Raw genomic sequence first — 13,017 nt, forward strand, 5'->3', positions numbered from 1 at the left:
GAGTTTTTTTGTTGGGTTACTGATACTTTGTTATTTTGGACAATTTAATGATGTTAGTGTAATGGACGTGTTGCCTTGGATAGTGGCACGCTTTTTCAGTTTTACAATCCTGAATTTATAAGAGATTTCGGTGTCGGTGTTATAAATGGTTCACTATGGACTATCTCTGTTTTACATTATTTTACCGCTTTTGTATCTGTTTTTACAAAAAGATTTTTATAAAAGATTGTTGTTTTTATCAATAATTTCTCTTGGATTTTACTACTACATAAATTATGTCAGTACGAATCTTTTGATTTATGAAAAGCTCATAAAAGTAAGTATCTTGCCATATCTTTTTTAATAGGGATGTTTTTTTACAAAAAGAGAGAGTTTACGCAAAGCTACTTAGAGGATAAGATGTTTGTATATCTTGCTTTATATGCCGTGGTCTGTTATGTACATGTAGATTTTTTTGTGTATGATGTTTTCAGACAATTGGTCTTTGTATTTTCGTTTGTTTTTTCATACAAAAATCTTAGCTACAGACTTATGAAACATAATGATTTTACTTATGGGGTATACATTTATCACATGTTGATAGTAAATGTTTTTGTGCAAAAGGGATATTCGGGGGGGGGCGGAATATCTTATGATGGTTCTTGTTTTTTCTGCCCTATGCGGGATTTTAAGCTATTTTTTAATAGAAAAACCATTTTTGAGTATGAAGAAAAAGAGTTTGTACAATCAATTACATGATAAGGAATTATAAAATATGAAACAACTTATACAATCATTTAAAACAGGAGAGTTAGGACTTTTTGAAGTGCCGGCTCCGGTGTGTGGTGAAAATGGTACAAACTACAGTTAGCTTAGTGAGTGCAGGTACTGAGAAAATGCTAGTGGATTTCGCTAAAAAATCCATGTTAGCAAAGGCAAAAGATAGACCGGATCTTGTAAAACAAGATGAAAAAAGAGGGGATTCGAAATACTCTTGAAAAAGTGTTTACAAAACTTGACACTCCTATTCCTTTGGGTTACTCTTTGGCAGGTCGCGTGGTGAAAGTTGGTGAAAATTGCACTGGCGTAAGTATTGGAGATAGAGTGGCATGTGGTGGCGCTGGATATGCCAATCATGCAGAGGTAAATTATGTGCCAAAAAACCTGATGGTGAAAATCCCTGACGGAGTGGATGATATTGATGCTTCTTTTGTAACGGTTGGAGCTATAGCACTTCAAGGTGTGAGACAAACAGCCCCGCTTCTTGGTGAAAAGATAGCAGTTATGGGGCTTGGACTTTTAGGACAACTTACGGTTCAATTGCTCAAAGCAAACGGTTGTAAAGTCATAGGAAGTGATATAGACCCAAATAAAATGGCACTGGCTAAAAAGTTTGTCATGCAAGTGAACTTATTGTTAAAACTAATGAGTTTACAAATGGATATGGAGTAGATGCTGCTTCGACTAGCTCAAATCAGCCTATCACTGATGCGGCAGAAATAAGCCGAATGAGAGGAAGAGTTGTACTTGTAGGAATGGTTGGTATGGATGTACCGAGAAATACATACTATAAAAAAGAGTTAGAAATAAAACTATCTATGGCTTATGGTCCAGGTAGGTATGATCCAGAGTATGAAGAAAAAGGTATAGACTATCCATATGATTTAGTAAGATTTACAGAACAAAGAAACTTTGAAGCATTTTTAGGACTGATTCAAGAGGGAAAAATCACTCCAAAAGAACTTATTACTCACTCTTATGATTTCGATAATGCGATGAGTGCTTATGATTTACTTGAAGGAAGAATCCAAGAGAAATATTTAGGAATAGTTTTAAATTATAAATCTTGAAGATGAAAAAATAGTTCAAAGAAGTGAAAAAAAGATAAGTAATGATAAAGTAAATATAGGTCTTATTGGTGCAGGAAATTTTACAAAATCAGTTATCTTACCAAATATTCAAAAAGTAGGTGATTTTGAACTTGTAGGACTTTGCACTGCTACTGGAGTATCAGCACAAGGAACTGGGAAAAAATATGACTTCAAATATATCACTACTGATATATAAAAATAGTGAGATAAATTCAGTATTTATAACTACAAGACACAATGACCATGCAAATAAAGTATTAAAAGCAATAGAGTCAAAAAAACATTGTTTTGTAGAAAAACCACTTTGTATCTATGAAGAAGAATTAGAGGCTATAAAAGAAGCTTACACAGGTGAAGTAGTTGTTCAAGTAGGATTTAATAGAAGATTTTCACCAATGATAGAAAAATCTATCAACGGGCAAATATCTGTAAATTACAGAGTAAATGCAGGAATAATACCAAAAAATGTATGGATACAAGATAGAACTATAGGTGGAGGAAGAATTATAGGTGAAGTATGTCACTTTATAGATACTTGTAGTTATTTGATTGGTAGTGAAGTAGAGAGTGTATTTGCAACAACTTTAAATAAAAATGACCAATCAATACCAAATGAAGATAATGTAAATATAATATTAAACTACAAAAATGGAAGCATCGCAACTATAAGCTACTATGCTTTTGGTGATAATAGTATGCCAAAAGAGTATATAGAAGTATTTGCTAATGGTGTAAGTATGCAGATGAATGATTTTAGAGAACTTACTATTTTTCAAGGTGGAAAATCAACAAAAGAAAAAAGTGCAAACCAAGATAAAGGTTTTGTAAATGAATTTAAAGCTTTTAAAGAAGCTGTAAAAAGTGGAAAAGAAGCTATTAGTTTTGATAGTATTTATAATACTACATTTAAGATTTTAGAATCAATCAGAAGTAAGAGTTTAGTAGAACTTTGATGAATAAATATATTAGACTCTTTAATACAATTAAATATCTAAAATTTAATCAGATTTATTATAGATTATTTTATTTTGCAAGGGCTAGATAAGTGGATTTAAATATGAGTTTGTAAAGGTGTCAAATTCGACTCCTTTGAACTTGATAGATTCTTGTCAGTACTTATAAAGATGATAAATTTACTATACTAAATCTATCAAAAAAGTTTAATGATAAAATAGACTGGAATTTTAGTGAACACGGCAAGCTTTGGACTTATAACCTTACATATTTTGAATATTTAAAAGAAAAAGAAGATGTAAATTTGATATATGATTTTGTTGAAAATATAGAGAGTGTAAAAGATGGACTTGAACCTTTTCCTATAAGTTTAAGAGGAATTAACTGGATAAAGTTTTTGACTAAAAAGAGAATAAAAGATCAAAAGATAGGTGATAGTCTATATGCTCAGTATTATATTTTGATGGATAAATTAGAATATCATCTACTAGGAAATCATTTATTAGAAAATGGATTTTCTTTATTGTTTGGAGCATATTATTTTCAAGATGAAATTTTGTATGAAAAAGCAAAAGATATTAGACTTCTTGCATAACCCAAAAAGCGGTTCAGAAATTGCTTTTTGTTTGTATGGAAAAATATGAACGATTGCAAAAAATGAAACCGACTGATTTTAAACGATTGGTAGGGGTAAAAAAAGAGACATTTGGGTTGATGCTTGAAGTATGCCAAGAGTATCATAAAGCCAAAAAGAGCAGAGGCGGGAAACCAAATACTTTGTCGATTGCAGACCAGCTATTGCTTATGTTGGGATACTATCGAGAGTATAGGAGTATGGCACATATTGCATTTGACTATGGCGTAAGTGAAGCGACAGTATCAAGAGTGATTCAAGAGATGGAGAGCGTATTGATACAATCAGGTAAATTTTCACTACCTGGTAAAAAAGCCTTATATGAAGATGGAGGAATTGAACTTGATTATATCGTTATCGATGCAACTGAATGCTCAGTTCAACGCCCAAAAAAAGGCAACAAAGATGCTACAGTGGAAAGAAAAAGCGACATACAGCCAAAGGACAAATCGTGATTGATAGCAATCAACGCATTATTTGTACCGCTGTTAGCGTACATAATATCCACGATTTTAAGCTGTTCAAACAATCGAGATTGCCAATCAAAAAAGAGACCAATGTAAAAGTAGATACTGGCTATCTTGGAATCAATTCTCTTCATATGAATAGTGATATTCCAAAGAAAAAAACCAAACTTCATCCTCTTACAAAAGAAGATAAGCTTTCCAACAAAATGAAAGCATCTGCTCGCATATGCGTTGAGCATGTGAATGCTAAAATAAAAACATTTAAAATACTTGGAGAAAAGTACCGAAATCGCAGAAAACGATTTGGTTTACGCTTCAATCTGATATGTGCTTTAATTAACGCAGATCGAGGATTTGGAATAAAATGTTAGGTTATGCAAGAAGTCTATTTTAGAAAAAGAGTTGAATGAACAAATACTTGATGATGGTGCCCATTTTGAATTAAGTCCTATGTATCATCAGCTTATGCTTTTTAGAGTATTAGATTGTATAAATTTAGTTCAAAATAATAGTTGGAAAGAACAAGAATTATTAAAATATTTAGAAGAAAAAGCTTCAGTAATGTTAGGATGGCTTAAAAATATTAGCTATGAATGTTGTGAGATCCCACTTTTAAATGATAGTGCAAATAAGATAGCTCCAAATTCAAAAGAACTTTTTGAATTTGCATCAAGATTAAATATAAATATTGTTGTAAAAAATTTAAATGAATCAGGTTATAGAAAAATAAAAAAAGAAAATTATGAGTGTATAGTTGATGTTGGAGAAGTTGGAGCTAGTTATATTCCTGGACATGCCCATGCAGATACATTTAATTTTGAATTGTATATTCAGAATAAACCTTTTATAGTTGATTCTGGACTTAGTACTTACAATACTGGAAAACAAAGAGATAATGAAAGAAGTACAAAAGCACATAATACTGTAGAAATAAATGAAACTAATAGTAGTGAAGTTTGGGGTGGGTTTAGAGTTGCAAATAGAGCAAATATAATTGAAGTAGTTGAAAAAGAAGATTTTATAAAAGCGACTCATGATGGATATAAAAAGAAATTTGGGATTTTACATACTAGAAATTGGATATTTGAAGAAAATAAAATAATCATAAAAGATAATTTAAATAAAGAATGTAATGCAATTGCTAGATTACATTTCTATCCAGATTTGACAGAAAATGAAATATTAGAAAAAATAAATTTAGAAAATTTACAATATAAAATAGAAACTTATAATTATGCACCAGAATTTAATAAGACACTAAAAGCTTTAGTTTTAGAGATATCATTTGAAAAAGAGTTGAGATAAATCTATGAGAATATTAGTATTGAGTTTTTATTATGCCCCTGATTTGTGTGCGGGTTCATTTAGGACTACAGCTTTTATTGAAGAGCTTAAAAAACAGATAAAAGTAGAAGATAAAGTAGAAATAATTACAGCTATGCCAAACAGATATGGTAGTTTTAGTGAAGATGCTAAAGAGTTTGAGAAACTAGAAGAAAATATTGATATAACTAGAATAGATTTAGGTACTCATAAAAGTGGATTTGTTGATCAGTCAAAACTATTTTTAAAGTTTGCATGGCAAGTTATGAAACTAGTTAGAAAAAGAGAAAAATACGATATAGTTTATGCAACTTCATCAAGACTTATGACAGCTTTTTTAGGAAGTTTAATAGCAAACAGTCAAAAAGCGAAGTTATGTTTAGATATTAGAGATATTTTTACGGATACTCTAGAGTCTGTATTTGCAAAAAGTAAATTAAGATATGTAATTCCAATTTTTAGAAAAATAGAAAAATATACTATAAATTCTGCAACTCATATAAATCTAGTATCAAAAGGTTTTGAGAGCTATTTTAAAAATATCAATAGTAATGTAGCATATAGCTTTTATACAAATGGAATAGATGATGTATTTTTAGAGTATGATTTTACACAAGACAAGAAAAATGAAAAAATAATTATCACTTATGCAGGAAATATAGGAGAAGGACAAGGTTTGGAAAAGATAGTTCCTGATATTGCTAAAAAACTAGGTGACCATTATGAAATACATATCATTGGTGATGGAGGAAGAAAAAAAGCATTAATAGAAAATTTAAAAGATATTGAAAATGTTAAGCTTTTTGATCCTGTAAATAGAACTAAACTTCTTGAAATATATAAAAATAGTGATATTTTATTTCTACATTTGAATGATTATGAGGCTTTTAAAAAAGTACTTCCTTCAAAACTTTTTGAATATGCAACTACAAATAAGTTTATAATAGCTGGTGTTGGCGGATATGCAAAAGAGTTTATAGAAGAAAATATAAGTGATGCGATAGTATTTGAGCCATGTAATGCTGATGACTTTTATGAAAAGTTTAAAAAAGTATTAAACTTTAGTGATATAAATAGAATTTCTTTTATAGAAAAATTCAAAAGAGAAAATATTATGAACTTGATGTCAAAAGAGGTATATGAATTATGAAACTGTTAATAACTGGTTCAAATGGTTTTGTTGGAAACTATTTTATAAATCAGTATAAAGAGAAATATGAGATAAAAACATTTAGCTTTTTAAAAGATGATATAAATAGTTTAGATTGTAGTGATGTGGATGTAGTTTTTCATTTATCAGCTTTGGTTCATCAAATGGGTGGAGCTAGTAAAGAAGAATATGAAAGAGTAAATGTTACTCAAACTTTACAACTAGCAAAAAAAGCAAAAGAGTGTGGTGTGAAACAGTTTGTTTTTATGAGTACAGTAAAAGTATATGGAGAAGAGACAGAATCTGTATATACAGAAAAAAGTATTTGTAATCCTGAAGATGAATATGGAAAAAGTAAATTAAAAGCAGAAAAACTATTACTTGAGTTAGAAAGAGAGAATTTTAGAGTAAGTATTATACGAACTCCAATTATTTACGGATATGGAGTAAAAGCAAATATAAAAAATCTTATAAATTTAGTAAATAAAGTTACTCTATTACCTTTTGGAAAAATAGAAAATAAAAGAAGTATAGGAAATCTTTGTCATTTAGTAGATGTTGTAATCGAAGAACAAAAATCAAGAATATTTTTAGCAAGTGATGATAAACCTCTTAGCACTTCAAGATTGATAGAGTTAATAGCAAAAAATTTAGATAAAAAGATATATTTGATAAAAATACCATTTTTTGAAAGTTTATTGAAGATATTAAAACCATCATTTCATAAGCGACTTTATGGAAGTTTGGAAGTGGATAATACTCTCACAAGAGAAAAGTTAAATCTCAAAAATCCTTATAGCGTGGAAGATGGGATAAAACTGATGATACATGGAGAAAGTTGAATTTGTAAATCTACATAAGCGTTTACAAAGTGAAAACAAGTTAATATTGTAAACGGCTATAAACGTTTACACATTTTTTGAAAGAGGCTTTTAAATGCTAGCAAATATCAAAAAATACCAAGATAGACTCAAAAAATCTTTTAAAATAGAGTATAAAAGGTATATTTATAACACTATAGACTTCAACGACAAGATGGTAGGACTCTTTGGTGCAAGAGGCGTAGGAAAAACAACCATACTCTTTCAATACCTCAAAGAGTTAGAGCTTCAAAACAAAAAAGCACTTTATATTTCACTTGATTATCCTTTTTTGAGTGGCGTTGATTTGATTGATTTGGTCGAAGAGTATGTAGCCGATGGCGGGGAATATCTACTTTTGGATGAAGTGCATAGATATGAAGATTTTAGTTCAAACCTCAAAACTATTTATGATCTGTTTGATATAAAAGTGATATTTACAAGCAGTAGTGCCACTTCTATTTTAAATGCAAAAAGTGACTTGAGTAGGAGGGTGACCCTTTATAATCTTAATGGCTTTTCTTTTAGGGAGTACTTGGAGTTTAAGCACAAAATAGCATTAAGTGTATGTGATATAAAAGATATTTTTCAAAACCATAGTAAGATAGTAAAAGATTTAGCAATAGGCAATATTAATATTTTAAAAGAGTTCAAAGAGTACATAGAAGTGGGATATTATCCATTTTATTTTGACAAACAAACATCTTACTATCAAAACCTGCTTAACACTATAAATCTTACAATTGATTTGGATTTGACATCTTTGGGTCTCATTGAGCAAAAATACACTTATAAACTCAAAAAACTTCTTGAAGTGATATGTGAAAGTAAGCCATTTGAAGTAAACTATACAAAAATAGCAGCTCTTGCCGAGATAAGCAGGGTCAAACTCTATGATTATCTCTCCTATTTGCATGATGGGCAAATGCTGCTCATGGTTGATGAAAATGTTGATGGACTTAAAAAAGTACAAAAAGCTGCCAAAATATATCTTAACAATACAAATCTTTTGTTCGCATACTGTGGAAGTTGTGATATGGGAACGGTAAGAGAAACTTTTTTTGCAAATCAAGTAAGCCATATTTATAAACTCAATATTTCCAAACAAGGTGATTTTCTTATAGATAAAAAATATACTATAGAAGTAGGTGGTAAAAATAAAGATTTTTCACAAATTAAAGATATGCCAAATAGTTTTGTTGCAGCTGATGACATCGAGATAGGTAGAGGCAATAAAATCCCACTTTGGCTTTTTGGGTTTTTGTATTAGAAGATGAATAATTTTTTAACCGTAGAACAACTTATTGTGAAAAGTACATCAAAAATAGCGGGTCACAGGTTTAGTTTACAGTATGCCATATAAATAGCTACATTAAAAATAAAAAGTGGGGACAGGATGCAGTCTTATTTTTCAGATGTTTTAAAAATAATTTCAAGAAATGGAGAAAATAGTTGATTTATCTATTACTGTTAGCAACTTCTTTTACCCTTACATACCTCATAAAAAACTATGCTATTAAAAAATCGCTTATAGCAGAGGTAAACGAGAGAAGCTCTCATACGGTGCCGACTCCTCACGGCGGTGGGATAGCTGTGTCTGTCACTTGGTTTGTGGGACTTCTTTATCTCTTTTTTCATAATAAAATCGACCCAACTCTTTTTTATGCGCTCATCATTGGCATTGTGATATCTGCTGTCGGTCTGATAGACGATATAGTGGAGCTTAAGCCAAAAACTAGGATGATAGTATTTACTCTTGTAGGGTTTGGCGGGCTTTATACCATTGGCGGACTTGATACTATCACTTTTGGAGTGTTCGATATATCAAGTCCTATCATCACCTCTATTTTCGCGATGCTTTTGATACTGTGGTATATAAATCTTACTAACTTTATAGATGGCATAGATGGTTATCTGGCTATGAAATTTCTATTTTTGAGTGTGGTTGGACTTGTTCTTTTTGGCGGAGCGCATTTTGCGGTGCTTGGAGTGTCTGTTTTAGGTTTTTTATACTGGAACTGGCACAAAGCAAAGATATTTATGGGAGATGTGGGGAGTACGCTTCTTGGATATACCATAGCTATCATTACTCTCTACTATGCAAATATAGAAGCTTCAAATTTGTGGATTTGGATAACGCTTTATGGGTTATTTTGGTTTGATGCTACATTGACGCTGGTGCGTAGAAAACTAAATGGTGAAAAACTTAGTCTCGCGCACAGAAAACACGCCTACCAGAGACTCACTCAAGCTGGATGGAGCCATAGCAAAGTGACTCTTTATGCGCTTGGACTAAATGTAGTGATATTTTTACTGGTATATTTCATACCAAATATTGCGGTAAGTTTTATGTTTAGCTTACTATTGCTTTACGGTGCTGTAAAATTTGTAGATATGAAGAAAAAGTTTGAGTAATGGATGAAAAAAGTTGGTAAAATGCTAAAAAATATGATGAAAAATGTAAATGCGTCAAAATTGGATTAGAAAATGTTTTATATAGACAAAAGAATCTTGAATTTCTTAGTAATTATCTTTCTTACAATTTTAACTTTTTGGTGGACTTTTTTTATATTTCATCAACCTATAGAGTGGCAGGTAGTTGCAGGTGTAATTACGGTGCGGATTTTTGCATCTTTGCTTATTTTCAAAGATTATAGTTTAAGCTGGTCAAAGGCCACTCAAAGAACATTTTTACTAAAAAGTGTTGTATATATAGCTGCATTTTTAGTGTATGCTCCTCTCTTTTACACAAAGGTACGTTTCTCACTTTTGGCAAGCGAACTTTTTTCATATCTCTTTAGCATCAACTTTTTGATGTATGTTTACTACTACCTTATCAACAAAAACACAACAACAAAAACAAAATCAGCAGTTATCTACGGCGCAGGAAAAGCAGGTATAAAACTTGAAGAGGAGTTTGCTAACAGTGAGTACAAAGTAAAATACTTTGTGGATGACGATGCCATACTTCAAAAAAGATCCATAGACGGGATTAGAATAGTCTCAAAGGAAGAACTAAAAGAACGCATATCTAAAAACGGCAAATTAGATTTGTTGGTAATCGCCATGCCCTCAGCATCCAAAGAGAGGGTGAGGGAGATATATGAGAGACTTAGTACATATTTCAAAGCAATAAAGGTTCTTCCATCTTTTGATGAGATACTGAAAAGTAAAGAGTTTTCTGCTCAACTAAAAGATATAAGCGTAGAGGATTTGCTTGCACGGCACCCAAAAGATTTGGATACGGCAGTTATTAAAAACTTTATAAATGGGAAAAAAGTGCTTATTACTGGTGCCGGCGGAAGCATAGGAAGCGAGATAGCCAGACAATGTGTCGCCTTTGGAGCAAAAGAGTTGATTTTGCTTGACCACAGTGAGTTTAATCTCTATGCTATCGCCGAAGAGCTATCAAGTTTTAAACCGACTCTTGTGATGCAGTCGGTAGTAAATAAAGAACTTTTAGATAAAACTTTTGAGACACATAAACCGGAGATAGTCATCCATGCGGCTGCCTATAAGCACGTACCGCTTGTAGAAGAGAACATCGCCGAAGCTATCATGAACAATGTCGTAGGAACTAAAAATACAATAGATTGCGCCATAGAGCATGGTGTTAAAAAGTTTGTGCTTATCTCAACCGACAAAGCGGTAAGACCTACAAATGTCATGGGAACAACAAAGCGAATTTGCGAGTTATATGCCCAGAATGTACTCTCTTTGGATAGTAGTAAAGTAAATGAGACAGAGATTGTTGCTGTGCGATTTGGAAACGTCCTTGGGAGCAGCGGCAGTGTAATTCCAAAATTCAAATCTCAAATAGAGCAGGGTGGTCCCATCACCGTTACTCATCCTGACATTACACGCTACTTTATGCTTATACCAGAGGCGTGTGAACTTGTGCTACAAGCAGCTTCCATCGGCAAGGGGGGAGAGATATTTATCCTTGATATGGGAGAGCCTATCAAGATAGCAGACTTAGCCAAAAAGATGATAGAACTTAGCGGGCGGGATGATATAGCTATAGAGTTTAGCGGACTTCGCCCCGGTGAGAAGCTCTATGAAGAGCTACTTATAGATGATAGCGATGCAAAAACAGAGTATGAATCTATCACTGTTGCAGGGAGAACAGCATATGATATAACGAAGCTAAATCATGATATATCTGAGTTGATTAGTACAAAAAAGAAACTAGAAAAACTTAAAGAGATAGTACCTGAGTTTAATCATCAAGTAAATTATAGAGTATAAGTGATACAATTTAGGTAAGTTGGGCATAATAAATTTTATGAAGGAGTGGCAGATGATTAGAGTTTTAGTACCATTGGCGAATGGATTTGAGGAGATAGAGGCAATTTCTATCATAGATGTTTTGCGCCGTGGCGGCATAGAAGTTGTCACTGCTTCGCTCGGGCAAAGCCTCTCTATCAAGGGGGCGCATGGTGTTGTTGTGATGGCTGAGGCAGAGATTACGGCTGTGGCTACCGAGGCTCTTGATATGGTAGTTTTACCTGGTGGATGGAACGGAACGCTTGCTCTGCGGGATGATGCCAATGTGCAAAGAATCCTTAAAGAGATGGACAAAAAAGGCAAATACATAGGGGCGATTTGTGCCGCACCACTTGCACTTCAGAGTGCTGGTGTGCTTAAACACAACTACACATGCTATCCGACGATTGAACAGCAGATACGAGAAGATGGCTTTAGCGACAATGAAATGGTTGTAGAAGATGGCAATGTACTTACCTCCCGTGGACCTGCAACCGCTATCTGTTTTGGGCTTGAAATCGTTAAAAAGCTCTGTGGAGAAGATAAGTACCTAGAGGTAAAATCTGCTCTTTTGGCTACTTACTGCGAATAAAGAGGAGATTTTTAAGACTTCGCTCTTCCTCTTGGCTTGCGAACTCTTGTACGTTTTCAAGCCGTTTTACAAAGGTAAACTCCGGAGCGAGTTCGCCAAAGAGGCGGATGATAAACTCGCTATCAAGTTCCGGAGCGTTGAGGCACGCCAAAACCATAGAACCCTCACTGCTCATCTCATGAAGCCGTTTGATGATTTTTTCATAATCTTTTGTTGCTTCAAAGCTTCCTTTTTGCAGGGTCGGCGGGTCGATGATGATAAGGTCGTAAGGGGCATCTTTTCTGATGCGTGAGAAAGATTTTAGGATGTTATGCGGCAGGAAACTTACCCCTTTTGTGTCGATGCCGTTTAGGTGGTGATTTGCACGTCCCACTGAGAGCACACCTTTGCTCATGTCCATGTTTAGCACGCTTAGCGCACCGCCTAGCTTTGCCGCAACGCTAAAAGCGCATGTGTAGCTAAAGAGGTTTAGCACTCTTTTGTCCCGTGCATTTTCTCTTACAAACGCTCTGCCGTTTTTCATGTCAGCAAAGTAGAGGCTGTTTTGGTTAGAGAGGAGATTGAGCTTAAACTTCATACCGTTTTCAAACGCAAAAAGATTTTCCGGTACTTCTCCCATCAAAACCTCGCTTGGTGCGCCTTTGAGATAACGTCTTTGCACCAAGAGCGTCGTGTAGCGGCTTGTTGATACAAAATCTCTCAACATAGCAAGAAGCTCCTCCTCTTTTTCGTCTTGCATAAAAAGAGCGACGTTTAAGATGGTATCTATGGAATCAACGGTGAGATGCTTCCACCCCTTAAAAAGTCCTCCTCGTCCGTGAAAAACTCTCTTAAATTCTTCGTTTGTATTTTGTGTGTTTTCTTTTAAAAGTTCTTGGAGTTGTTCAGCAGTCATTCTTCGCCTAAGTAATTTTTTGTATA

13 protein-coding genes are annotated in these 13,017 nt (G+C 33.2%); 12 read left to right on the forward strand and 1 reads right to left on the reverse strand.

Annotated elements, in window-relative coordinates; translation table 11 throughout:
* Positions 1–945: 945 nt before the first annotated feature.
* The 12 genes from AC6H4V_RS06360 (at position 946) to AC6H4V_RS06415 (ending at position 12,096) form a co-directional block, all read left to right on the forward strand.
* Positions 946–1,431 (forward strand): zinc-dependent alcohol dehydrogenase, encoded by a 486-nt coding sequence (locus AC6H4V_RS06360; protein WP_497606169.1) that lies wholly within the window; start codon positions 946–948, stop codon positions 1,429–1,431.
* 56 nt (positions 1,432–1,487) lie between these two features.
* Positions 1,488–1,829 (forward strand): hypothetical protein, encoded by a 342-nt coding sequence (locus AC6H4V_RS06365; RefSeq protein WP_497606170.1) that lies wholly within the window; start codon positions 1,488–1,490, stop codon positions 1,827–1,829.
* A gap of 185 nt (positions 1,830–2,014) precedes the next feature.
* The gene (locus tag AC6H4V_RS06370) at positions 2,015–2,803 is read left to right on the forward strand and encodes a Gfo/Idh/MocA family protein (protein WP_497606171.1); all 789 of its coding nucleotides are present in this window, start codon (positions 2,015–2,017) and stop codon (positions 2,801–2,803) included.
* A gap of 305 nt (positions 2,804–3,108) precedes the next feature.
* Complete coding sequence (locus tag AC6H4V_RS06375; RefSeq protein WP_497606172.1) at positions 3,109–3,399, forward strand: hypothetical protein; 291 nt, start codon at positions 3,109–3,111, stop codon at positions 3,397–3,399.
* A gap of 35 nt (positions 3,400–3,434) precedes the next feature.
* A protein-coding gene (locus tag AC6H4V_RS06380; RefSeq protein ID WP_497606173.1) for an IS5 family transposase occupies positions 3,435–4,276 on the forward strand; the annotation gives its coding sequence in 2 pieces (ribosomal slippage) (positions 3,435–3,834 and positions 3,834–4,276; 843 coding nt in all).
* A 16-nt stretch (positions 4,277–4,292) separates the two neighbouring features.
* Positions 4,293–5,210 carry a heparinase II/III family protein gene (locus AC6H4V_RS06385; RefSeq protein WP_497607917.1) on the forward strand — a complete coding sequence of 306 codons (918 nt, stop codon included), beginning with the start codon at positions 4,293–4,295 and terminating at the stop codon, positions 5,208–5,210.
* Positions 5,211–5,214: 4 nt separating this feature from the next.
* Positions 5,215–6,378 (forward strand): glycosyltransferase family 4 protein, encoded by a 1,164-nt coding sequence (locus tag AC6H4V_RS06390; protein WP_497606174.1) that lies wholly within the window; start codon positions 5,215–5,217, stop codon positions 6,376–6,378.
* Positions 6,375–7,220, forward strand: a complete 846-nt coding sequence (locus AC6H4V_RS06395) for an NAD-dependent epimerase/dehydratase family protein (RefSeq protein ID WP_497606175.1) — start codon at positions 6,375–6,377, stop codon at positions 7,218–7,220. The genes AC6H4V_RS06390 and AC6H4V_RS06395 overlap by 4 nt, the downstream gene beginning before the upstream one ends.
* Positions 7,221–7,314: 94 nt before the next feature.
* Positions 7,315–8,508: an ATP-binding protein gene (locus AC6H4V_RS06400; RefSeq protein ID WP_497606176.1), complete on the forward strand. Its 1,194-nt coding sequence runs from the start codon at positions 7,315–7,317 to the stop codon at positions 8,506–8,508.
* A 182-nt stretch (positions 8,509–8,690) separates the two neighbouring features.
* Positions 8,691–9,653, forward strand: coding sequence for an MraY family glycosyltransferase (locus tag AC6H4V_RS06405; protein ID WP_497606177.1), 963 nt, complete (start codon positions 8,691–8,693; stop codon positions 9,651–9,653).
* A gap of 72 nt (positions 9,654–9,725) precedes the next feature.
* A complete protein-coding gene (locus AC6H4V_RS06410; protein WP_497606178.1) occupies positions 9,726–11,486 on the forward strand; it encodes a polysaccharide biosynthesis protein in 1,761 nt (586 codons plus the stop codon).
* 52 nt (positions 11,487–11,538) lie between these two features.
* Entirely contained in the window at positions 11,539–12,096 is a 558-nt protein-coding gene (locus tag AC6H4V_RS06415) for a DJ-1 family glyoxalase III (RefSeq protein WP_497606179.1), read from the forward strand.
* Here the strand turns inward: AC6H4V_RS06415 and AC6H4V_RS06420 are convergent.
* Positions 12,080–12,991, reverse strand: a complete 912-nt coding sequence (locus AC6H4V_RS06420; RefSeq protein ID WP_497606180.1) for a class I SAM-dependent methyltransferase — start codon at positions 12,989–12,991, stop codon at positions 12,080–12,082. The two genes, AC6H4V_RS06415 and AC6H4V_RS06420, sit on opposite strands and share 17 nt — an antisense overlap.
* Positions 12,992–13,017 lie beyond the last annotated feature (26 nt).

The sequence above is a fragment of the Sulfurimonas lacustris genome, assembly GCF_059705355.1.